Here is a 21,819-nt window from a genome sequence, read left to right on the forward strand (position 1 = left end):
CATGACTGATACCTACGCCATGACTGAGGCCCGCGCCAACTTCGGCACGCTGGTCCGCCGGACCGCCCACTCTCGCGAACGGATCGCCATCACGGACCATGGGCACGTGGCGGCCATACTGATCAACCCGCAGGATCTGGCGGATCTGGAGGACTCCCTCGCGGTCGCCCAGTATCTGGCCGAGAAGGCCAACGGAACGCTGAGCACCGTCCCCCACGAAGAAGTCAAGCGCATGCTCGGCCTGGAGCCGGGGGCATGACATACGAGATCCACTGGCGGGATTCGGCACTGAAGGCAGCCGACCGTTTCATGGCGGACGATCCGGTCGGTCTCTTACAGGTCTTTGCCTCTTTGGACCTGCTCGCCCAAGAGCCTCGCCCCGACGGGTCCTTCGCTTACGGCTCTCCTGACATCCGCCGCGTCCAGGTCGGCCTGTATCGCTTGATCTACGAGATCGAGGACGCCGTGATCACCATCACCGTCATGCACTTGGGCCGCGCAGCCTGATATCGACGCCGGTCACCCCGTCAGCAGGCCCACCGCCCCGCCCACCGCCGGGCCGAGCACCGGCAGGTCGCTGATCGCCGCGCCCTCCGTGAGCGGGGCGGTCACCTGCGCGGTGGAGACCGGCTTGAAGTCGGCGATCTGCGTACCCACCGCGTTGTCCAGGGGATCCACGCCCGTCTTCGCCAGCGGGTTGAGCTTCAGATCCGTGAGCGGGCCGAGCGCGTACCCGACGGAGCCGACCAGAGCCTGGCCCGCCGCCGAGGAGGAGTCGGAGAGCCGCTGGCCCGGGTCCGTCGCGGGCGCGAGGGCGACGAGCCCCGCCGCCTGGGCCGCCGGGCCGCCGAGACCGAGGGTCACTCCCGCCGCGGTGACGGTCAGACCGGCGCGGAGCAGAGTGCGCCGGGGAGAGGGGGAAGCTGCGTGACGTGCCATGGAATTTCCTACCTGGCCTGATCGATGAGTAATCGGACTGACACGCAGAGTAGTTGAGGCGGCGGCACCGATACCAACAAACCCGCCAAACCAGCCGAACCGACCAGCCCGTCCCGCCCGATCAGTCCCCGGAATCGGTCCCCGGGGGTTCCCTGGGCAGGTACATGCCGCACACTGGTGTCCCGTGAGTTCACCTACTGTTCCGACCCGGGTCGTTCTGCTCGCGGGCCCCTCCGGCTCGGGGAAGTCGTCCCTCGCCGCGCGGACCGGCCTGCCCGTACTGCGCCTGGACGACTTCTACAAAGAGGGCGACGACCCCACGCTGCCGCTGGTGGTGGGGGGTTCGGACATCGACTGGGACTCGGTGCGGTCCTGGGACGCGGACGCCGCGGTCGCGGCGGTCGAGGAGCTGTGCCGTACGGGACGTACGACCGTGCCCGTCTACTCCATCGCGACCAGCTCGCGCGTGGACGCCGAAGCCCTCGATATCCGGCGGGCGCCGCTGTTCCTCGCGGAGGGCATCTTCGCCGCCGATATCGTCGCGCGCTGCCGGGAGCTGGGGGTACTCGCGGACGCGCTCTGTCTGCGCGGACGTCCGTCGACCACGTTCCGGCGCCGGCTGATGCGGGATCTGCGCGAGGGGCGGAAGTCGGTGGCGTTCCTGCTGCGGCGCGGCTGGCGGCTGATGCGGACCGAGCGCGCGATCGTGGGCCGGCAGACGGCGCTGGGCGCGTATCCGTGCGCGAAGTCGGAGGCGCTGGGCCGGATCGAGGCGGCGGCGGCCGGGCGCTGCGTCAAGCAGCGCACCACCCGCACCACCCCTCCCGCGGGCCCCGCGGGCCCCGCGAGCACTGCCCGCGCCGACGCGTCTCCGGCGGCGACCAGCCACCCGTAGGCCATCGGCCCCGGATCGACGGCACGCGCGCACGGACACGGACGCTGACACAGACGCGGACGCGGACACGCACGCGGACGCGCGAAAGCGGGATCGCACAAGCCCCCCAGACCTGTGCGATCCCGCTTCCTGCCCCGTATTCCCCCGTGATCCCCCGATATCCCCCGAGGACCCCCCGGTCCTCCGGTCCTTCAGTTGCTCCCGACGCCTCCCCCGAGACGACGGGTCCCGCTTCCCCCGTGTATCCCCCGTGCTTCCCCCAGCGGCCCTCAGGCGACAAGCTCGCCGAAGGACTCTTCCTCGTCACGGCCGAAGCTGAGGACCTCGTCCTCGCGCAGCCGGCGGAGCGACCGCCAGATGCTCGACTTCACCGTGCCGACACTGATGTCGAGGATCTCCGCGATCTCCGGGTCGGTGCGGCCCTCGTAGTAGCGCAGTACGAGCATCGTGCGCTGGAGCTCCGGCAGGCGGGAGAGCGCCTGCCAGAGCACCGCGCGCAGTTCCGTACCGCGCATCGCGTCGGTGTCGCCCGCCGTCTCCGGCAGCTCCTCCGTCGGGTACTCATTGAGCTTGCGCCTGCGCCAGGCGCTGATGTGCAGATTGGTCATGGTGCGGCGCAGATAGCCGCCGACCGCGGCCTTGTCGCTGATCCTGTCCCACGCCCGGTAGGTCGAGAAGAGGGCGCTCTGCAGCAGATCCTCGGCCTCGAACCGGTCGCCGGTCAGGTGGTAGGCGGTCGCGTACAGGGAGGCGCGACGCTCCTGGACGTACGCGGTGAACGCCGCTTCGGCGTCCGCCCGGTCCGCCAGGACCGTCCGTTCCCCCGGAGCCTCCCCGTACACGACCGCCTTGGCGCCCCCGCTACCCCCGTTGCCGCTGCCCGCCCGGTCCGTGCGGTCCGCGTCAACCACCGTCATGTACGACGGCAGGTGCTGACGCCCGGCGCCGCGAACGCACCCCCGCCCGTTCACGGCGCCGGACTTCTCGCTGCTCCTCGTGACGTCATGAAGACGCGTGACCACTGCGCTTGAGGTCGTGCCGTGCAGTGCGTTCATCCCGCGCCCCCCGTCGGTGGAGTCTGGTTCGTTCCGTGTGCCAATGAGCTTGCCGGGGCAGTTTCATGGCCCTGTCCGCCGTCTGTCACAGCCCTGTCACAGGGGACTTCGGGACTTGTGAAACGCACGGGGAAAAGGTGGGAGCGCTCCAACGGTCGATCTCCGGTCGCCCCATGGGACACAATGACCTCCGTGCCTTTCCTGTTGCTGATCGAGGACGACGACGCCATCCGCACGGCCCTCGAACTCTCGCTGTCACGCCAGGGCCACCGAGTGGCCACCGCGGCGACGGGAGAGGACGGCCTGAAACTGCTCCGGGAGCAGCGGCCGGATCTGATCGTGCTGGATGTGATGCTGCCCGGGATCGACGGCTTCGAGGTGTGCCGACGTATCAGACGCACCGACCAGCTGCCGATCATCCTGCTGACGGCGCGCAACGACGACATCGATGTCGTGGTCGGGCTGGAGTCCGGGGCCGACGACTATGTGGTGAAGCCTGTCCAGGGGCGGGTGCTGGACGCGAGGATCCGCGCGGTGCTGCGCCGCGGCGAGCGTGAGTCCACGGACTCCGCCACCTTCGGCAGTCTGGTGATCGACCGTTCCGCGATGACCGTCACCAAGAACGGGGAGGACCTCCAGCTCACCCCGACCGAGCTGCGACTGCTCCTTGAGCTGAGCCGCCGGCCCGGCCAGGCCCTGTCCCGGCAGCAGTTGCTGCGGCTGGTCTGGGAGCACGACTACCTCGGTGACTCACGGCTGGTGGACGCGTGTGTGCAGCGGCTGCGCGCGAAGGTGGAGGACGTGCCGTCCTCGCCGACCCTGATCCGTACGGTGCGCGGTGTGGGCTACCGGCTGGACACGCCTTCGTGACTGCCGTGCCCAGGGACGACGGGCCGGACGACGGGCCGTCGCGGAACGACCCGGGCGCCGCGCACCTCGCTGACGGCATCGACCCGTACCGGAACCCCCGCCGGAGCCCGCGCCGCGGCGCGGCCGGTGAGGCGACGGCGGGCGCCCTGAAGAGGGCAGTGCTCGCGGGGCTCCGCTGGACCAGTCTGCGACTGCGGCTCGTGGTCGTCTTCGCGGCCGTCGCGCTGACCGCCGCCGTCTCCGCCTCGGGCATCGCGTACTGGCTCAACCGCGAGGCCGTGCTGACCCGCACCCAGGACTCGGCGCTTGAGGACTTCCGGCAGGAGATGCAGAACCGCGCCGCGGAGCTGCCCCTGCGGCCGAGCCAGTTCGAGCTGAAGAGCGCGGCCGAGCTGATGGCGGGCGAGAGCCCCGGTTACAGCGTCCTGCTCATAGGCACGCGCGACGGCGGAAAGCCGATCGTGGGCGTCTCCGATCCGGACGCCTTCACCATGGACGACGTACCGAAGTCCCTCCAGGACGCGGTGAACGACAAGCAGAAGGTCACGTCCGGGAACAAGTACCCGTACCACGTCTTCTGGCAGCGCGTGGAGCGCGGCGGCACGCCCTATCTGGTCGGCGGTACGCGGATCATCGGCGGCGGGCCGACCGGGTATCTGTTCAAGTCGCTCCAGCAGGAACGTACCGATCTCAACTCGCTCGCCTGGTCGCTGGGGATCGCCACGGCGCTCGCGCTCGTCGGCTCCGCCCTGCTGGCGCACGCCGCGGCGACGACCGTGCTCAAGCCCGTGCAGCGGCTCGGCGAGGCGGCGCGGCAGCTCGGCGAGGGCAGGTTCGGCACCCGGCTGCGGGTGTCGGGCGGTGATGAACTGGCCGATCTCTCCCGTACGTTCAACAAGGCGGCAGAGTCGTTGCAGAAGAAGGTCGCGGACATGAGCGCGCGGGAGGAGTCCAGCCGCCGCTTCGTCGCCGACATGTCCCATGAGCTGCGTACCCCGCTGACCGCCCTGACCGCGGTGACGGAGGTGCTGGAGGAAGAGGCCGACAGTCTCGACCCGATGATCGCGCCCGCCGTGACGCTGGTGGTGAGCGAGACGCGCCGGCTCAATGTGCTGGTCGAGAATCTGATGGAGGTCACCCGCTTCGACGCGGGTACGGCCCGGCTCGTCCTGGACGATGTCGATGTCGCCGACCAGGTCACGGCCTGTATCGACGCACGGGCCTGGCTGGACGCGGTCGATCTGGACGCCGAGCGCGGCATCATGGCGCGGCTCGATCCCCGCCGGCTCGATGTGATCATGGCGAATCTGATCGGCAACGCGCTCAAGCACGGTGGCTCGCCGGTGCGGGTGGCGGTGCGCACGGAGGACGACTGGCTGGTCATCGAGGTGCGGGACCACGGCCCCGGTATCCCGGAGGACGTCCTGCCGCATGTCTTCGACCGCTTCTACAAGGCGAGCGCGTCCCGACCGCGCTCCGAGGGCAGCGGGCTCGGGCTCTCGATCGCGGTGGAGAACGCGCATATCCACGGCGGTGACATCACCGCGGCCAATGTGCCCGGCGGCGGCGCGATGTTCGTACTGCGACTGCCCCGGGACGGCGCGGAGGCCGCGGGACGTGACGGCGATCAGGATTCGGTGGAGGAGGGCGACGCCCGGTGACGCGCTGGAGGGGGACGACGGGGAGCGGCACGAGGCGCCGGCGGCGGCCCGGTGCGGTGGCGCCGGGGCGGCTCGCCGGCGTGCTCGTACTCACCGCGCTCGCCGCGGGGTGCGGCATCAGGACCACCTCGGTACCGGTGGACGCCGGACCCGCGCCCTCCCGCAAACCGTGCGAGGTCTCCGGGAAGGACGTCATCACCCAGGCGCGGCCCGGCGTTCCCGTGCGGATCTATCTGGCCTGCTCCTCCGGGCTCGCGTCGGTGGAGCGCGCGGCTCGGATCCAGCAGGGCAAGGCTCCCGACGACCGGGTCCGCATCGCCCAGGGGCTGCTCGACGAGTTGCAGGCCCAGCCGTCCGCCGATGAGCGGGAGGCGGGGTTCAGCACGGCCGTACGGGGGCCGCTGGTCATCTCGGCCTCGCGGGACGGCGACCCCGCCGGCACACTGCGGCTCAGCCGCCAGCCGGAGGATCTGCCCGCGACGGCGCTGGCGCAGATCGTCTGTACGTTCGCGGAGAGCGAGGCGACGGACGGGCAGGTCGTCCTCGGCGGGCCCGGTGACTATCCGCCGCACGTCTATGGCTGCACCCCGGCGACGAAGGCCAAGCCGGACGGACCGGTGCCGACGCTCGGCCCGGTCCCGGCGCCGTCCGGCTCCGCCTCCCCGTCCGGTTCGTAGTTCCGGGGCCCGGACGGGCCGGACGGGTGATACCCGTCTCATGAACCCCTTCTTCCACGGCCTGCGGAACCGATCCCGCCGGCCGCCGCGTCTTGGGAAACGTGCGTCAAGGTCCGGGCGGCAGTGCCGTCATCCGCTTCCGTATGGCGGGGTTCGTTCTCCTCCTGCTGCATCTGCTGCTGGTGGGATGGGTGACGCTCCGCCCGTTGGACGTCATGTGGGTGAACGCGGCCAATCTGACGCCCTTCGCGGGTATCAGGGCCGATCTGGCGCTGGGGCCCGTCCAGGCCGCCCGCCGCATCGGCGAGGGGCTTCTGCTGCTGGCCCCGCTCGGTGTGCTGCTCCCGATGGCCGACGGCCGGCTCTTCGTCGCCGGGTGGGCCTCCATGGCCCGTACGGTCACGGCCGGCGCGATGATCTCGCTCGGCATCGAACTGCTCCAGACCGGGGTGCCTGGCCGGGTGGTCGATGTGGACTCGCTGCTGCTCAATACGGCGGGGGTGGCGCTGGCGCATCTGGCGGTGGTTCCGGCCGGCCGGGCCAGGCTGCGCCGCGCGCGCCGTTCCCGTACGGTCCCCCGCCGGGTCCCTCGGAGGTCGCACCCGGGCGGCCCGGAGAAGGAGTCCGACACCGTCGCGCGGGATGAGGCGCTTCAGGGATCGACCCCGACGATTCCCAGGGTCGGCATCGCTCCGTAGAGCGACGCTCCGTCCCCCGCTCCCGGCGCACGATGGAGACATCGGGGAGCACGACGAGAGAGGCTCCCGGAAGGTCTCACGAAGGAGCCCATCATGGCTGGTCTGGTCCGCCCTCGACACGGACGGATGCTCGGTGGAGTGTGCGCGGCGCTGGCCCAGCGCTTCGGTATCTCCACGGACAGGATGCGGGTGTACTTCCTTGTCTCGTGTCTGCTGCCGGGCCCGCAGTTCCTGCTCTATCTGGCGCTGTGGCTGCTGCTGCCGGAGGAGAAGACCGCCACGGCCGCCTGGTAGCCGCCGGGCCGACAGGTACCCCGTACGCGTAACGGTGGGGCGTACACCCTGATTCGGGTGTACGCCCCACCGCTGTGTGCGCTCGTGCTCAGCCGCCGAGCGGAATCCCGTTGACCGGGAGCCCCTTGCCCAGGCCGTTCACCGGCAGCCCGCCGACCAGCTGCTGGACGGGGGCGGCCGTCTTCACCGCGTCGGCCGCGTACGGCATGGTCTGCTGGACGGTGCCGAGCGCCAGCCCGGTCGCCGCCAGCGCGCTGGGCAGGGGCTGGGGGAGCTGGCCGACAAGGTCGCCCACCGGCAGCGTCCTGGTGACGAGGTCCGTCGGGGCGGCGGTCTCGGGCACGACGGACGCGGCGGTGGCGCTGCCCGCGGCGGTGGCGGCGAAGGCGGCTCCGAGGGCGACGGTGCCGAGCGTCTTGATGGCGGACTGCTTCATCTGGGATTTCGTCCTTGAGGGTGGGGAGGGGGAAGGGATGGAGCTGGGAATCGGGAAACCAAAAAGCGGGGGAATACGAGCGGTTTTCCAACCTAGCCATCCGCGCGCATGGCCCGCAAATACCCGAGAGCGGCCGGGATTCCGTGTTCCCGGCCGCTTCCCCATTTCGGCGATCACCCCGCCGCCTTCAAGAATCAGCTGGTCACAGCGGTCTGCCTGAACAGCCATTCGGATTTCAGCTCGGCATATCCCGGCTTGATCACGTCATTGATCATGGCCAGTCGTTCATCGAAAGGAATGAATGCTGATTTCATCGCATTGACCGTGAACCACTGCATGTCATCGAGCGTGTAGGCGAAGGCGTCGACCAGCAGCTCGAATTCCCGGCTCATGCTCGTGCCGCTCATCAGTCTGTTGTCGGTGTTCACCGTGGCCCTGAAGTGCAGCTTGCGGAGCAGCCCGATGGGGTGCTCGGCGATCGAGGCGGCGGCGCCCGTCTGGAGGTTGGAGCTGGGGCACAGCTCCAGCGGAACGCGCTTGTCGCGTACGTACGCCGCGAGCCGGCCCAGCTGCACCGAACCGTCCTCGGCGACCTCGACGTCGTCGATGATGCGCACGCCGTGGCCGAGCCGGTCGGCGCCGCACCACTGGAGCGCCTGCCAGATCGAGGGCAGCCCGAAGGCCTCGCCCGCGTGGATGGTGAAGTGGTTGTTCTCGCGCTTCAGATACTCGAAGGCGTCGAGGTGGCGGGTGGGCGGGAAGCCCGCCTCGGCGCCCGCGATGTCGAATCCGACCACGCCCGAGTCGCGGTAGCGGTTGGCGAGTTCGGCGATCTCCAGGGCGCGGGCCGCGTGCCGCATGGCGGTGAGCAGGGCGCCGACGCGGATGCGGCGGCCGTCGGCCTGGGCGCGCCGTTCGCCTTCGCGGAAGCCGTCGTTGACGGCCTCCACGACCTCTTCGAGGGTGAGTCCGCGCTCCAGGTGCTGCTCGGGCGCGTACCGCACTTCCGCGTAGACGACGCCGTCCTGCGCCAGGTCCTCCGCGCACTCGGCGGCGACCCGGAAGAGCGCGTCACGGGTCTGCATGACGGCGCAGGTGTGGGCGAAGGTCTCCAGGTAGCGCTCCAGCGAGCCGGAGTCGGCGGCCTCCCGGAACCAGAGACCGAGTTTGTCGGACTCCTGCTCGGGCAGGTTCTCGTAGCCGGTCTCACGGGCGAGATCGATGATCGTGCCGGGACGGAGTCCGCCGTCCAGGTGGTCATGGAGAAGGGCCTTGGGGGCGCGGCGGATCTGGTCGGCACTGGGCGGACGGTAGGTCTGGCTCGTCATCTCCGCACTCTAACGCCTACGCGCGTAGAGCACGGGGTGTCGATATGTAACAGTGACCGGGCGGACGGGTGGAGTACACCTCTCCTTCTGAGACTGTTCTGCTATGGGACAGCAAGCGGCTCCCGGGCCGGGGGGACGTACGGCAGGCCGGGACGGTTCGGCACGCGGTCACGCGGAGCCGCGGGCACGGTTGGGGCGGGCGTTCGGCGCGTCTGCCGCGGGGACCGCGGTGGGGGGCGTGATCCTGGTGCTTCCCGATGGCGAGCCCGTCTCCGCGCGCCGCCCCTCCCCCGTCGCGTACGCGCGCATGGTGCCCCTGCTGCGCCATCTCGCCAGGGCGGGGGCCGCCGACGGGCTGGTCGCGCATGTGGTGCACTACGGCGAGCGCGGCTGGAACGGCGCGCGGGCACGGCTGGCGGCGGACGCCGAGTGGGCGGCGGACGAGGTCGTACGGCGCTACGGCGATGTGCCGGTGTGTCTGGCGGGACACGGGATGGGCGGCCGGGCCGCGCTGCACGCGGCGGGCCACCGCGCCGTCAACTCCGTGCTGGCGATGGCCCCTTGGCTGCCGGAGGACGACCGGGCCGCCGAACCGGAGCCGGTGCGGCAACTGACGGGGCGGCACGTCATGATCATGCACGGCACCACCGACGCGCGCACCGACCCCGAACTCTCCTACCGGCTGGCCGAGCGCGCCAAGAAGGTCAACCGGGACACCTGCCGCTTCGAGATCCACTCCGACGGCCACGCGCTGCGCCAGCACCACGACGAAGTCCTTGCGCTGGCCGCGGACTTCGCGCTGGGCGCGCTGCTGCCGCGGATGTACTCCAGGCCGGTCGCGGACGCGTTGGCGGCGCCGCCGCCGCTGGGGCTGCGGATGCCGCTGGCGGCGGGGTTCGGACGGTCGCTGCGGCAGTGAGCCGCGCCGTTTCCGTTCGGCCCCCACTCCCCCTCAGTCCGGGAGCAGTTGGCCGCGGCGGGAGATCAGAAAGCGTTTGAAGGCCGCCACCGGCGGGGTGTCCGGGTGTCCGTCGAGCCAGGCGACGCCGATCTCGCGGGCCGCGCGGGGCGCCGTGACGGTCAGCTCGACCACCCCGGGGCGGGCCACGGCGGGCGGTGGCAGCAGGGCGACGCCCAGGCCCGCGGCCACCAGTCCGCGCAGCGTCTCCGCCTCCTCGCCCTCGAACGCGACGCGTGGCCGGAAGCCCGCCTCGGCGCACAGATCGTCGGTGATCCGGCGCAGCCCGTACCCCGGTTCGAGCGTGACGAACGTTTCGTCGGCGGCCTCGGCGAGGCGTACGCGCCGGCGTCCGGCCAGCCGGTGGTCGTCGGGCACGACCAGCCGCAGCCGCTGTTCGTCCAGCCTGCGGGCGACCAGATCAGGGGCGTCCGGCACGGGTGAGGTGAGACAGAGGTCCAGCTCGCCCGCGCGCAGCCGCTCCAGCATCGCCTCCCCGTAGTTCTGCACGAGCTGGAACCGTACCCGCGGATGGTCGGCGCGGAAGGCCCTGATCAGCGCGGGTACGGTCTCCGAGCCCATGGTGTGCAGAAAGCCGAAGGCGACCTTGCCGGACGCCGGGTCGGCGTCGGCGCGTACGGACTCGGCGGCCCGCTCGACCTCCGCGAGGGCCCGTTCGACCGAGGTGAGGAACGTACGGCCCGCGGGCGTGAGGGAGACCGTGCGGCCCTTGCGGGCGAACAGGGCGACGCCCAGGTCCCGTTCGAGCCTGACCATCGCCCGGGAGAGCGTGGACTGCGGGACGGCCATGTCCTGGGCGGCGCGGGTCACATGCTCATGGCGGGCCACTCCCGCGAAGTGGGCGAGCCGGGGCGCGAGGACCGCGGACCAGGAGTCGGGGTCCAGACCGGCCACGGACGCCGTGCGGTCCACGGGCCCGGTGTGATCCATGTCGTGTTCGTCACCGCTCCGTGACAGCCGCCGTCGTGAGCTGGGTTCATGCGCCATGGGAACGATTATCGCCTTTCCATGCATTGGACGCATGAAGATGCGGTGCCTACCTTCGAAGCATGCCTTCCGTCAGTACCGAGGCACCCGCCACCGCGGGTGCCGCCGCCGCACCGTCCGCCGCCGCCACCGATTCGCTGCTCTCCCCCGGCCGCCCCGGCTACCGCCGAATGAGCTTCGCGCTCTTCGCCGCCGGAGTCGCGACCTTCGCACTCCTCTACTCCACCCAGGCCCTGCTGCCCGCCATCTCCGCCGGACTCGGTGTGACGGCGAGCCAGGCGAGTTGGACGGTCTCGGCCGCGACGGGCGCGCTCGCGCTGTTCGTACTGCCGCTGAGCGCGCTGTCCGAGCGGTTCGGCCGGCGCACGCTGATGACGGTGTCGCTGGCGGTCGCGGTGATCGTGGGGCTGCTGGTGCCGTTCGCGCCGAACGTGGAGTGGCTGGTGGCGATGCGCGCCGTGCAGGGCGCCGCGCTGGCCGGTCTGCCCGCCTCGGCGATGGCGTTCCTGGCGGAGGAGGTACGGCCGAAGGCGCTGGTCGCCGCGATCGGTCTGTTCGTCGCGGGCAACAGCGTGGGCGGGATGAGCGGCCGCGTTCTCACCGGCTGGGTCGCCCAGTTGTGGGGCTGGCGGGCGGCGCTCGGCGCGGTCGGGCTGCTCGCGGTGGTGTGCGCGGTGGTGTTCCGCGCCCTGCTCCCGAAGGCGCGGAACTTCACGTCGCGGTCGCTGAGTCCGCGCGCGCTGGCGACGACCGTGGGCGGACATCTGGCCGATCCGCTGCTGCGCCGGCTGTACGCGATAGGCGCGCTCTTCATGACGGTGTTCGGCGCGGTCTACACCGTGATCGGCTACCGGCTGGTGGCAGCGCCGTTCAGTCTCCCGCAGGGCGTCATCGGCTCGATCTTCCTGGTCTATCTGGTCGGTACGGTCTCCTCGGCGGCGGCGGGCCGGCTGGTCGAGCGGCTGGGCCGGCGCGGCGCGCTCTATCTGGCGGTGGGCACGACGGCGGCGGGTCTGCTGCTGACGCTGGCGGACTCGCTGACCGCCGTACTGCTCGGACTGGTCCTGATCACCGCGGGGTTCTTCGCGGGCCACGCGGTCGCCTCGTCGTCGGTGAGCCGTACGGCGAAGACGGGCCGCGCGCAGGCCTCGGCGCTCTATCAGTCCGCGTACTACCTGGGCAGCAGCGCGGGCGGCACGCTGGGCGCGATCGCGTTCCACGCGGGCGGCTGGGCGGCGGCGGTGGCGCTGGGTCTGCTGGCGGTGCTCGGTGTCGTCTCGATCACGCTGTACGGATCGCACGCGGCGCGCGTGGAGCGGCGGCGGTCGCTCGCGGGGACGCGGGCCCGGACACTCGCCACCGACTGAGCGGCGCGGCGCGGGCCCCCGCCGGCGTGCCCCGGGCGTATGCCGGGGCGTGCCTCCAGCGTGCCTCCGGCATACGCCCGGCGGCTCGCCACCGACTGAGTCGCGCCATTCTGTCCCCTCCGCGCAACTAACCCCTCGTTTCACCCGTCTAGCCCACAGAGCGCGCCTTCCGAGTGGCGCGGCCGAGGGGCAGAGGGGGACGGAACGGGATGAGACGCGCGGACATAACCCGTAACGGGGCCGTGGCGGCGGGGGTCGCCGCACTGGTGGTCCCACTGACCGTCGTGCTGGGCGGGGCCACGCCCGCGCAGGCGGCGTCGTGCACCACCAGCACGGGCCCGTACCAGAAGCAGGTCGAGAAGTTCCTGGGCCGGCCGGTGGACGGAAAGCAGTCGGGCACGGACTGCAAGGCGACCCGCGCCTTCCAGTCGAAGCACGGCATCACGCCGACCATCGGCTACGCCGGGCCCATCACCTGGGGCGTGATGGATCTGATGAACAAGCAGAAGGCCGCGGGCAAAACGCCCAACAAGGCCGGCAAGTGCCCGACCAACAAGGGCCGGATCGCCTGCGTCGACCTCTCACGCCAGCTGAGCTGGATCCAGGACGGCAAGAAGCTGGTGTACGGACCGGTGCCGGTGCGTACCGGGCGGGACCGCTACGAGACCAGGACCGGGCTCAAGAAGATCTACTGGCGGAACAAGAACCACGTCTCCACCATCTACGACGTGCCCATGCCCTACAGCCAGTTCTTCGACGGCGGGCAGGCATTCCACCAGGCGAACCTGAGCATGTGGAACCCGCCCGGCTCGCACGGCTGCGTGAACATGACCAAGACGGACGCCGCGAAGTACTGGTCGCTGCTGAAGAACGGCGACGATGTCTACGTTTACGGCCGTAAGCCCGGAACCTGAGCGGACTGTCAGTGCGCTGCGGTAGCTTCCGTGAGACCGGTCTCGGAGACTGGTCTCAAGGGGGCGACTGGGGTGACACGATGAGTGATCTTGCAACCGCACAGGACCTGGATTCCCGGCTGGAGAAGCACCGTACGGAGCTGACCGGCTACTGCTACCGGATGCTGGGATCGGCCTTCGAGGCCGAGGACGCCGTACAGGACACGATGGTGCGCGCCTGGAAGAGCTACGAGAAGTTCGAGGGCCGCTCCTCACTGCGGTCGTGGCTCTACCGCATCGCGACGAACGTATGCCTGGACATGCTCAACGCGGGCAACCGCCGGGCCCGGCCGATGGATCTGTCGGGCCCCACGCCGGTGGCCCAGGCCCAGCTCACCTCGCTTCCGGAGAACGTCTGGCTGGAGCCGGTGCCGGACGGCCGGGTGCTGCCCTCGGTGGCCGACCCGGCCGAGACGGCGGTGTCGCGCGAGACGATCCGGCTGGCGTTCGTGGCCGCGCTCCAGCATCTGCCGCCCAAGCAGCGGGCCGTGCTGATCCTGCGCGAGGTGCTGGCGTGGAAGGCGAGCGAGGTCGCCGAGCTGCTGGAGACGACGGTCGCCTCCGTCAACAGCGCGCTCCAGCGGGCACGGGCGACGATCGCCGAGTCCGAACCGGCCGCGACGGATGCGGCGGACCCGCTCGACGAGGAGCAGAAGGTGCTGCTCGAACGGTATGTGGCGGCCTTCGAGGGCTACGACATGAAGGCGCTGACGGCGCTGCTCCATGACGACGCGAAGTTCACCATGCCGCCGTACGACCTGTGGCTCCAGGGCCACGACGACATCACCGGCTTCATGCTCACGATCGGCGCGGGCTGCCGGGGCTCGCGGCTCCTGCCGACGCTGGCCAACGGCACACCGGCCTTCGCGCACTACAAGCCGGCGGAGTCGGGGGACGGCTTCACCCCGTGGGCGCTCCAGGTCATCGAGATCGAGGACGGCAAGATCGCCACGATGCACTGCTTCCTGGACACGGAGCGGTGGTTCCCGCTGTTCGGTCTGCCGGCGGGGCTGGAGAAGGCGTAGGTCCGTTCTGCCGGGGTCCTGGCTTCTGCCGGGGCCCTGGTGTCCGCCCTCCGACGCGAGCGGACCATGAGCGGACCACGTCGGAGGGCCGGGAGGGCAGCGTCAGCCGCGTGCGCGCTCTTGCTGCTTCTCGCGCGGGTCGGCCTTCTCGCGCGGGTCGGCTCGCTTCGTCTCGCGCGGGTCGGCCTTCTCGCGTGCGTCGGACCACCAACCCTTCTGGCAGATCCGGCCCTGGGGATCGGTGGCACCCTCGGCGTAGTCCCCGAATCCGGTGGTCTCGCCGTTCGGGCCCTGGCCCCAGTTGGTGTAGAAGTAACGACATTTCTGCGCCGCCGCGTTGGGCGCGGCCTGGGCCGTGGGAACGACGGCGAGGACGGCACCGACCGCACAGACGGCGACCAGCGCGGCACGCGTGAACGCTCGCATGTCGAGCACCTCTCCTTCATGGGGCACGCGACCCGCGCCCCGGGATGGTCCCCTTCCCCGTCGCCGGGCGTCTGTCCACGGACGACACGGCGAACCACCTGATCGCTGGATGCGCCGCGCACCTAGGTCCTGTCCGGGGGCGTGTCCCGTGCCATGTCTCCGAGACCGACGAGATCCAGCAGCAGCCGCAACTCCCGCCCGGCGTCCCGCAACCGGACCCGGCAGCCCCGTCTGCGGGCGTCGAGCTGGAGCCTGGCGAGCACTTCGACGGCCGCCAGATTCGGCCGGACGAGACCGCCGACCTCACAGATCACCTCTGTCACGACGAAGTCGTCCGGCCGCGCGGCCAGTTCTCCGTGCAGCCGCTCGTACAACTCCTCGTGGAACCGGGGCACATCGGCCGGCGTGAGGGGGCCGGCGATGACGAGAACGATCGGTTTCGTGGCATCCACACGGGGGAGACCGGTCCGGCGGCCGGAACTCATCGCAGCGCTCCGGGCGGGGCCCGTACGGTGTGGAGGCGGGACGGGCGGTCAGCCGACCGGGAACGCGCTCGTGTCGAGGGTCAGGTCGAAGGGGGCGGGCACGGTGATCTCTTCACCGAACTTGACGGCATGGAGGACTCGGTACACATCCCCTTTGGGTTCGCCGTAGAGGGTGACGGTGGGGCCGCCGGGGTCCCAACCGTCAATCAGCAGATAGAGCGGAACGCCCGCCCGGGCGTATCCCGCTGCCTTGCTGACGCGGTCCTGGTGCGCGTTGAACTCCGAGGTGATCTCGACGGCGAGTTCCGCGGCCGCGGCCGGTACGAAGTAGTCGCTCCCACACCCGGCGGGTTTCGGGAAAACGACGACGTCCGGAATGTACAGACCACGGGGCGAAGGAACGACCGTCGCCTGCCTATGGAACACGTACCAATCCGCAGGAACCACATCGCACAGGCTGCGGGTCACCTTGCTGGTAATGCGGCCGTGCCGGCAGGATGCCGGCGGGGCCACCGTGACAACTCCGTCAACGATCTCCACCTTGCAGCCCTCCGGCCAGTCCGTCTCTTCCCAGAAGCGGACGAGTTCGTCCCAGCTGTTGGTGTGCTTCGATCGATGCGTCATATCTCGATCCCAGCATGCCGAACGGGATCGGCGGCCGTCCACCGATCCCGTTCACCCGAACGAGGAAAGCCCAGGTCAGGCGCGGGTCAGGCGATACGTTCCCGCACCACCGGCGTCGCCTTGAACTCCGTGTCGGGCGCCTCGATGTCGTACGCGCCCGCCAGCGCGTCCAGCGCGTAGTCGAACTTCTCCGGGGTGTCCGTGTGCAGCGTCAGCAGGGGCCGGCCCGCCGTGACCGGGTCGCCCGGCTTGGCGTGGAGTTCGATGCCCGCGCCCGCCTGGACCGGGTCCTCCTTGCGGGCGCGGCCGGCGCCCAGGCGCCAGGCGGCGACGCCCACTCCGTACGCGTCCAGGCGGGTCAGGACGCCCGTGGCGGGGGCCACCACCACCTGGGTCTCGCGGGCGACCGGCAGCGCCGCGTCCGGGTCGCCGCCCTGCGCGGCGATCATGCGGCGCCAGACGTCCATCGCCGAGCCGTCGGCCAGTGCCTTCGCCGGGTCCGTGTCCTTCAGGCCCGCCGCGTCGAGCATCTCGCGCGCCAGGGCGAGGGTCAGTTCGACGACATCGGCCGGGCCGCCGCCCGCCAGGACCTCGACGGACTCCCGTACCTCCAGGGCGTTGCCCGCGGTGAGGCCGAGCGGGGTGTCCATGTCGGTGAGCAGTGCGACGGTCCGTACCCCGTGGTCGGTGCCCAGGCCCACCATGGTGGAGGCCAGTTCGCGGGCGTCCTCGATCGTCTTCATGAAGGCGCCGGAGCCGACCTTGACGTCCAGGACCAGCGAACCGGTGCCCTCGGCGATCTTCTTGGACATGATCGAGGAGGCGATCAGCGGGATGGCCTCGACGGTGCCGGTCACATCGCGCAGCGCGTACAGCTTCTTGTCGGCCGGGGCCAGTCCGTCGCCCGCCGCGCAGATGACGGCTCCGGTGGTGTCCAGGACGTCCAGCATCTCGGCGTTGGAGAGCAGCGCCCGCCAGCCGGGGATGGATTCCAGCTTGTCGAGCGTGCCGCCGGTGTGGCCGAGGCCCCGGCCGCTGAGCTGCGGTACGGCGGCGCCGCACGCGGCGACCAGCGGAGCCAGCGGCAGTGTGATCTTGTCGCCGACGCCGCCGGTGGAGTGCTTGTCGGCCGTGGGTCGCGACAGCGCGGAGAAGTCCATGCGCTCGCCGGAGGCGATCATGGCCGCGGTCCAGCGCGCGATCTCCGTACGGTTCATGCCGTTGAGCAGGATCGCCATGGCCAGCGCCGACATCTGCTCGTCGGCGACCTCGCCGCGCGTATAGGCGTCGATCACCCAGTCGATCTGCTCCGGGCTCAGCTCGCCCCGGTCCCGCTTGGTGCGGATGACGGAGATGACGTCCATGGTGATCCTTTCGATGACTGCCGTACGTGGCGCCGTACGTGGCGAGAGTATCCCGGAGGTCTCTACGCGCATAGATTCGAGGTGGTACGGCCCCCTCCACCGCCGGGTCGGTCGCGGCGGTGGAGGGGCCGGTTCAGGAAGGGGCGTACGCCCCGAGGGCCGCGGTCAGTTCAGGTGCCCAGGGCCGAACGCCTGCGGCAGCATCTCGGCCATCGTGCGGAAGCCGTCCGGAGTCTCCAGGACCAGCTCCGGGCCACCGAACTCGTACAGCAGCTGGCGGCAGCGCCCGCACGGCACCAGCACCTCGCCCGCGCCGTCGACGCAGGTGAAGTGGGTGAGCCGGCCGCCGCCGCTCAGCTGGAGCGCCGAGACCAGACCGCACTCGGCGCACAGCCCGATGCCGTACGAGGCGTTCTCGACATTGCAGCCGGTGATCGTACGCCCGTCGTCCACCAGGGCCGCGACCCCGACCGGATACTTCGAGTACGGGGCGTACGCGTGGGTCATGGCGGCACGCGCGGAGGCCCGCAGCGCCTCCCAGTCCACCGCCGGTCCGGCCGGTGCGGTCATTTTCCTTGCCCCTTCCGGTACGGCATCCCGTCCGCCTTGGGCATCCTGAGCCGTTGCGCCGAGAGCGCGAGGACCAGCAGCGTCGTGACGTACGGGGCGGCGTCCACGAACTGGCTCGGCACCTGGTCGGTCAGCCCGTACCAGGCGAAGAGCAGCGCCGAGACGGCCGCCGAGATCACCGCGGAGACGTACTTCTTCTTGTACAGCTGCCACGCTACGACCAGGACGAGCAGGATCGCGAGAAGCAGCAGCATGGCGTGGACGTTCTCGGCGCCGCCGCGCAGCTTGAGGCTGTCGGTGAAGCCGAACAGCCCGGCGCCCAGGGCCATGCCGCCGGGCATCCAGTTGCCGAAGATCATCGCGGCGAGACCGATATAGCCGCGGCCACCGGTCTGGCCCTCCTGGTAGATGCCGGTGGCGACGATCGCGAGAAAGGCGCCGGCGAGTCCGGCGAGCCCGCCGGAGACGGTGACGGCGATGTACTTGTACTTGTAGACGTTGACGCCGAGCGACTCGGCGGCGACCGGGTTCTCGCCGCAGGAGCGCAGCCGCAGGCCGAACGCCGTACGCCACAGCACCCACCAGGTGCCGGGGATCAGCAGCAGCGCGACCACGGTGAGCAGCGACAGATTGGTCACCAGACCGCCGACGACGCCCGCGATGTCCGAGACCAGGAACCAGTGTCTGGCCTGGAGGTCCTGCATCCAGTCGGCGAGCCCGGGGACCGTGATCTCGGTGATGGAGTCGATGCGCGGGGACTGCTTGGAGGAGCCGCCGTCGACCCCGTCGAAGGCGAAGTTGGAGAGATAGCGGGTGGCGCCGACGGCGAGGATGTTGATGGCCACACCGGAGACGATGTGGTTCACACCGAAGGTGACGGTGACGACGGCGTGCAGCAGACCGCCGAGGCAGCCGCCGAGTATGCCGAACAGGACGCCGGCCCACGGACCCCACTGGAAGCCGGCCCAGGCGCCGAACCAGGTGCCGAGGATCATCATGCCTTCGAGGCCGATGTTGACGACTCCCGCGCGCTCGGCCCACAGTCCGCCGAGCCCGGCGAGCCCGATGGGGATGGCGAGTTCGAGGGCGCCGGCGACCTGGCCGACGGAGGTGATGTCCTCGGCGCCGCTGATCAGCCGTACGAGCGAGACGAGGGCCAGCGCCCCCGCGACGAACAGCAGGATGACGGGCAGCGAGAGTGTGCGGCGGCCCCCGCCCTTCTTGGGGGCGGCGCTGGTGGCTGAGACGGTGCTCGTGCTCGTACTCACAGCGCGGCCCCCTCCTTCTCGGTCTCGGACATGTCGTTCTTGGGGTGGGCCTCGGTCGTGAGGGCTCCACCGGCGGCGAGTTCCGCGCCGACCTTGTGCTGCTGGCGGCGGATTCCGTAGCGGCGGACCAGCTCGTAGCTGACGACGACCGAGATCACGATCAGGCCCTGCATGATCGTGGCGATCTCCTTCTCGTACCCGTACTGGTCGAGAGAGGCGGAGGCCTTGTCCAGGAAGGCGATGAGCAGGGCGCTGAAGGCGATGCCGAGCGGGTTGTTCCGGCCGAGCAGGGCGATGGTGATGCCCGTGAAGCCGATGCCGGTCGGGAAGTCGAGGCTGTAGGTGTGGGTGTCGCCGAGGAGCGTCGGCATCCCGGCGAGGCCGGCGACCGCGCCCGAGATCAGCATCGAGGTGAGGATCATCTTCTTGGCGTCGACGCCGGAGGCCTGGGCCGCGGTCTCGCTGGCGCCGGTGGCGCGCAGGTCGAAGCCGAAGCGGGTACGGCCGAGGACGAACCAGTAGATGAGGCCGCACGCGGCGGCGACGAAGGTGAAGCCGTAGATCTCGCCGGCCTCGGCGCCCATGGACAGGCCGGGGAACCAGCCGGACTCCGGGATGTCACCGGTGGTCAGATTGTTGGAGCCGGCCGGCTGGACGCCGAAGTTCTTCGGCAGGATCAGCCAGGCGACGAGGCTGGTGGCGATCGAGTTGAGCATGATCGTGGAGACGACCTCGCTCACCCCGCGGGTGGTCTTCAGAATGCCGGCGATGCCGGACCAGAAGGCGCCGACCAGCATCGCGACGATCACGATCAGCGCGATCTGGAGCGGGCCCGGCAGATCGACGCTGGCGCCGACGAGCGCCGCCATCATCGCGGCGAGCCGGTACTGCCCGTCGACACCGATGTTGAAGAGGTTCATCCGGAAGCCGACCGCGACCGCGAGCGCGGCCAGGTAGTACGTGCCGGCCTGGTTGACGATCAGCACCTGGACATCGACGTACGAGGCGGACTCGAACATGATGCGGTACGGCTCGAAGGGGTCACTGCCCGAGACGAGCAGCACCACGGTGGTGAGGACAATGGCGACGACCAGCGCGAGCACCGGGCCCGCGAAGCCCAGGATCAGCCGGTCCTTGTCGAACTTCTTCATCGGGCGTCGTCCTCCGGGGGTGCCGCTGCGGCCTGTGGTGCCTGTGCCGTCGGCGCGGACTCCGCCGCGGGCTCGGGCTCTGCCTCCAGATGACCGGTGGCCGCGCCGGTCATGGCCGAACCCAGTTCCTCCGGAGTGATGGTGGCGGGATCCGCGTCGGCGACGAGCCGGCCGCGGTACATCACCCGCAGAGTGTCGGAGAGCCCGATCAGCTCGTCCAGGTCCGCGGAGACCAGCAGGACGGCCAGCCCCTCCCGGCGGGCGTCCCGGATCTGGTCCCAGATCTGCGCCTGCGCGCCGACGTCCACACCACGCGTCGGGTGGGCGGCGATCAGCAGCTTGGGGTGGTGGCTCATCTCGCGGCCGACGATCAGCTTCTGCTGGTTGCCGCCGGAGAGCGAGGCCGCGGTGACCTCGATACCGGGCGTACGGACGTCGTACTCGCGCACGATCCGGGTGGTGTCGGCGCGGGCGGCCTTCGGATCGAGCAGTCCGCCGCGGCTGTTGGGCCGCTCGGTGACATGGCCGAGGATGCGGTTCTCCCAGAGCGGGGCCTCCAGCAGCAGGCCGTGGCGGTGCCGGTCCTCGGGGATGTAGCCGATACCGTCCTCGCGGCGCTTGCGGGTGGGCGCGTGCGAGATGTCGGCGTTGTCGAGGGTGATCACCCCGGTGTCGGGGTCGCGCAGCCCCATCAGCGCCTCGATCAGCTCGGTCTGGCCGTTGCCCTCGACGCCCGCGATGCCCAGGACCTCGCCCCGGTGGATGGTGAAGGAGATGCCGTCGAGCACCTCGCGTACCGCGCCGTCGGGGTCGGTCGCGGTCAGCCGCAGCCCGTCCACCGTGAGCGTCGGTATGTCCGTCACCGTCGACTCGCGGGTCTCCGGCGACGGCAGCTCACTGCCGACCATGAGCTCGGCGAGCTGCTTGGTGGTGGTGTGCGCGGGGTCGGCGGTGCCCACGGTCGTACCGCGGCGTATGACGGTGATGTCGTCGGCGACCGACAGCACCTCGCCCAGCTTGTGCGAGATGAAGATGACGGTCAGGCCCTCGGCCTTGAGCTCGCGCAGATTGTCGAAGAGCGCCTCGACCTCCTGCGGCACCAGCACGGCGGTGGGCTCGTCCAGGATCAGGATGCGGGCGCCGCGGTAGAGGACCTTGAGGATCTCCACGCGCTGGCGGTCGGCGACCCCGAGGTCCTCGACGAGCGCGTCGGGGCGTACGCCGAGGCCGTACGCGTCCGAGATCTCCTTGATCTTCTTGCGCGCCTTCGCGCCGATTCCGTACAGGCTCTCGCCGCCGAGGACGACGTTCTCCAGGACGGTGAAGTTGTCGGCGAGCATGAAGTGCTGGTGCACCATGCCGATGCCGCGCGCGATGGCGTCGGCGGGGCTGGTGAACGCGGCCTCCGCGCCGTCGACGGTGATGGTGCCCTCGTCCGGCTTCTGCATGCCGTAGAGGATCTTCATCAGGGTCGACTTGCCCGCGCCGTTCTCACCGACCAGGGCGTGGACCGTGCCCTTGCGGATGGTGATGTCGATGTCGTGGTTGGCGACAACGCCGGGGAATCTCTTGGTGATGCCGCGCAGTTCGACTGCGGGGGGGCTGCTGGTGGGACCGCTGGGCGGGCTGCTGGACGCGTTGATGACGCACTCTCCTTGGCGGGAAAGGAGTGAAGGCGGGGGTGACAGTGGCAGGCGGGGGTGAAGTTATCGCGCCGGAGGGTCGTCTACTCGCGTAGCGCTGCCGAATCGTAAGACGGGGGGTGCT

Annotated in this window: 25 protein-coding genes; 12 read left to right on the forward strand and 13 right to left on the reverse strand. The window is 70.5% G+C overall.

Annotated features, from left to right (window positions below):
* Position 1: 1 nt before the first annotated feature.
* Both ABTZ59_RS12075 and ABTZ59_RS12080 read left to right on the forward strand, forming a co-directional pair.
* The gene (locus ABTZ59_RS12075) at positions 2-259 is read left to right on the forward strand and encodes a type II toxin-antitoxin system prevent-host-death family antitoxin (RefSeq protein ID WP_326610677.1); all 258 of its coding nucleotides are present in this window, start codon (positions 2-4) and stop codon (positions 257-259) included.
* The gene (locus ABTZ59_RS12080) at positions 256-507 is read left to right on the forward strand and encodes a type II toxin-antitoxin system RelE family toxin (protein ID WP_351394727.1); all 252 of its coding nucleotides are present in this window, start codon (positions 256-258) and stop codon (positions 505-507) included. The genes ABTZ59_RS12075 and ABTZ59_RS12080 overlap by 4 nt, the downstream gene beginning before the upstream one ends.
* A gap of 12 nt (positions 508-519) precedes the next feature.
* Here the strand turns inward: ABTZ59_RS12080 and ABTZ59_RS12085 are convergent, their stop codons facing one another.
* Positions 520-939 carry a hypothetical protein gene (locus tag ABTZ59_RS12085; RefSeq protein WP_351394730.1) on the reverse strand — a complete coding sequence of 140 codons (420 nt, stop codon included), beginning with the start codon at positions 937-939 and terminating at the stop codon, positions 520-522.
* 184 nt (positions 940-1,123) lie between these two features.
* Here ABTZ59_RS12085 and ABTZ59_RS12090 point away from each other — a divergent pair, with 184 nt between their 5' ends.
* On the forward strand, positions 1,124-1,834 hold the full coding sequence (locus ABTZ59_RS12090) for a hypothetical protein (RefSeq protein WP_351394733.1): 711 nt from the start codon (positions 1,124-1,126) through the stop codon (positions 1,832-1,834).
* A 269-nt stretch (positions 1,835-2,103) separates the two neighbouring features.
* Here the strand turns inward: ABTZ59_RS12090 and ABTZ59_RS12095 are convergent, their stop codons facing one another.
* Complete coding sequence (locus ABTZ59_RS12095) at positions 2,104-2,889, reverse strand: SigE family RNA polymerase sigma factor (RefSeq protein ID WP_351394736.1); 786 nt, start codon at positions 2,887-2,889, stop codon at positions 2,104-2,106.
* A gap of 192 nt (positions 2,890-3,081) precedes the next feature.
* Here ABTZ59_RS12095 and afsQ1 point away from each other — a divergent pair, with 192 nt between their 5' ends.
* The 5 genes from afsQ1 to ABTZ59_RS12120 all read left to right on the forward strand — a co-directional run bounded on the left by afsQ1 (position 3,082) and on the right by ABTZ59_RS12120 (position 7,089).
* Complete coding sequence (afsQ1, locus tag ABTZ59_RS12100) at positions 3,082-3,759, forward strand: two-component system response regulator AfsQ1 (RefSeq protein ID WP_249948185.1); 678 nt, start codon at positions 3,082-3,084, stop codon at positions 3,757-3,759.
* Between the two features lie 5 nt (positions 3,760-3,764).
* Positions 3,765-5,420: an ATP-binding protein gene (locus ABTZ59_RS12105; protein ID WP_503002690.1), complete on the forward strand. Its 1,656-nt coding sequence runs from the start codon at positions 3,765-3,767 to the stop codon at positions 5,418-5,420.
* The gene (locus tag ABTZ59_RS12110) at positions 5,417-6,097 is read left to right on the forward strand and encodes a hypothetical protein (protein WP_351394740.1); all 681 of its coding nucleotides are present in this window, start codon (positions 5,417-5,419) and stop codon (positions 6,095-6,097) included. Before ABTZ59_RS12105 ends, ABTZ59_RS12110 begins: the two co-directional genes overlap by 4 nt.
* Before the next feature lie 143 nt (positions 6,098-6,240).
* Positions 6,241-6,795: a VanZ family protein gene (locus ABTZ59_RS12115; RefSeq protein ID WP_351394743.1), complete on the forward strand. Its 555-nt coding sequence runs from the start codon at positions 6,241-6,243 to the stop codon at positions 6,793-6,795.
* A gap of 93 nt (positions 6,796-6,888) precedes the next feature.
* Positions 6,889-7,089, forward strand: coding sequence for a PspC domain-containing protein (locus ABTZ59_RS12120; protein WP_351394746.1), 201 nt, complete (start codon positions 6,889-6,891; stop codon positions 7,087-7,089).
* Between the two features lie 88 nt (positions 7,090-7,177).
* On the opposite strand, the gene ABTZ59_RS12125 is transcribed toward ABTZ59_RS12120, so the two are convergent.
* Both ABTZ59_RS12125 and ABTZ59_RS12130 read right to left on the reverse strand, forming a co-directional pair.
* Entirely contained in the window at positions 7,178-7,525 is a 348-nt protein-coding gene (locus ABTZ59_RS12125) for an ATP-binding protein (protein ID WP_351394749.1), read from the reverse strand.
* A 194-nt stretch (positions 7,526-7,719) separates the two neighbouring features.
* A complete protein-coding gene (locus ABTZ59_RS12130; RefSeq protein ID WP_351394752.1) occupies positions 7,720-8,853 on the reverse strand; it encodes an adenosine deaminase in 1,134 nt (377 codons plus the stop codon).
* Between the two features lie 238 nt (positions 8,854-9,091).
* Here ABTZ59_RS12130 and ABTZ59_RS12135 point away from each other — a divergent pair, with 238 nt between their 5' ends.
* The gene (locus tag ABTZ59_RS12135) at positions 9,092-9,772 is read left to right on the forward strand and encodes an alpha/beta hydrolase (RefSeq protein WP_503002650.1); all 681 of its coding nucleotides are present in this window, start codon (positions 9,092-9,094) and stop codon (positions 9,770-9,772) included.
* Between the two features lie 33 nt (positions 9,773-9,805).
* On the opposite strand, the gene ABTZ59_RS12140 is transcribed toward ABTZ59_RS12135, so the two are convergent.
* The gene (locus ABTZ59_RS12140; RefSeq protein ID WP_351394755.1) at positions 9,806-10,819 is read right to left on the reverse strand and encodes a LysR family transcriptional regulator; all 1,014 of its coding nucleotides are present in this window, start codon (positions 10,817-10,819) and stop codon (positions 9,806-9,808) included.
* A 62-nt stretch (positions 10,820-10,881) separates the two neighbouring features.
* Between ABTZ59_RS12140 and ABTZ59_RS12145 the strand changes: the two genes are divergently transcribed.
* The 3 genes from ABTZ59_RS12145 (at position 10,882) to ABTZ59_RS12155 (ending at position 14,164) form a co-directional block, all read left to right on the forward strand.
* Positions 10,882-12,186: an MFS transporter gene (locus ABTZ59_RS12145; protein ID WP_351394758.1), complete on the forward strand. Its 1,305-nt coding sequence runs from the start codon at positions 10,882-10,884 to the stop codon at positions 12,184-12,186.
* Positions 12,187-12,395: 209 nt separating this feature from the next.
* Positions 12,396-13,100 (forward strand): L,D-transpeptidase, encoded by a 705-nt coding sequence (locus ABTZ59_RS12150; RefSeq protein ID WP_351394761.1) that lies wholly within the window; start codon positions 12,396-12,398, stop codon positions 13,098-13,100.
* Between the two features lie 80 nt (positions 13,101-13,180).
* The gene (locus tag ABTZ59_RS12155) at positions 13,181-14,164 is read left to right on the forward strand and encodes a sigma-70 family RNA polymerase sigma factor (RefSeq protein ID WP_351394764.1); all 984 of its coding nucleotides are present in this window, start codon (positions 13,181-13,183) and stop codon (positions 14,162-14,164) included.
* Between the two features lie 102 nt (positions 14,165-14,266).
* On the opposite strand, the gene ABTZ59_RS12160 is transcribed toward ABTZ59_RS12155, so the two are convergent.
* The 8 genes from ABTZ59_RS12160 to ABTZ59_RS12195 form a co-directional block, all read right to left on the reverse strand.
* Complete coding sequence (locus ABTZ59_RS12160; RefSeq protein WP_351394767.1) at positions 14,267-14,590, reverse strand: hypothetical protein; 324 nt, start codon at positions 14,588-14,590, stop codon at positions 14,267-14,269.
* A 122-nt stretch (positions 14,591-14,712) separates the two neighbouring features.
* Entirely contained in the window at positions 14,713-15,042 is a 330-nt protein-coding gene (locus tag ABTZ59_RS12165) for an STAS domain-containing protein (RefSeq protein ID WP_351394770.1), read from the reverse strand.
* A gap of 81 nt (positions 15,043-15,123) precedes the next feature.
* Positions 15,124-15,699 (reverse strand): Uma2 family endonuclease, encoded by a 576-nt coding sequence (locus ABTZ59_RS12170; protein ID WP_351394773.1) that lies wholly within the window; start codon positions 15,697-15,699, stop codon positions 15,124-15,126.
* 86 nt (positions 15,700-15,785) lie between these two features.
* On the reverse strand, positions 15,786-17,063 hold the full coding sequence (locus tag ABTZ59_RS12175; protein ID WP_351394776.1) for a thymidine phosphorylase: 1,278 nt from the start codon (positions 17,061-17,063) through the stop codon (positions 15,786-15,788).
* Between the two features lie 165 nt (positions 17,064-17,228).
* Positions 17,229-17,633 (reverse strand): cytidine deaminase, encoded by a 405-nt coding sequence (locus ABTZ59_RS12180; RefSeq protein WP_249948199.1) that lies wholly within the window; start codon positions 17,631-17,633, stop codon positions 17,229-17,231.
* A complete protein-coding gene (locus tag ABTZ59_RS12185; RefSeq protein ID WP_351394779.1) occupies positions 17,630-18,901 on the reverse strand; it encodes an ABC transporter permease in 1,272 nt (423 codons plus the stop codon). Before ABTZ59_RS12185 ends, ABTZ59_RS12180 begins: the two co-directional genes overlap by 4 nt.
* A complete protein-coding gene (locus ABTZ59_RS12190; RefSeq protein ID WP_351394782.1) occupies positions 18,898-20,052 on the reverse strand; it encodes an ABC transporter permease in 1,155 nt (384 codons plus the stop codon). Before ABTZ59_RS12190 ends, ABTZ59_RS12185 begins: the two co-directional genes overlap by 4 nt.
* Positions 20,049-21,695: an ABC transporter ATP-binding protein gene (locus tag ABTZ59_RS12195; RefSeq protein WP_351395041.1), complete on the reverse strand. Its 1,647-nt coding sequence runs from the start codon at positions 21,693-21,695 to the stop codon at positions 20,049-20,051. The genes ABTZ59_RS12190 and ABTZ59_RS12195 overlap by 4 nt, the downstream gene beginning before the upstream one ends.
* Positions 21,696-21,819: the final 124 nt, after the last annotated feature.

Origin of the sequence: Streptomyces sp. NPDC094034, from assembly GCF_040303865.1 — a bacterium.
In the GTDB taxonomy this organism is placed as follows: domain Bacteria; phylum Actinomycetota; class Actinomycetes; order Streptomycetales; family Streptomycetaceae; genus Streptomyces.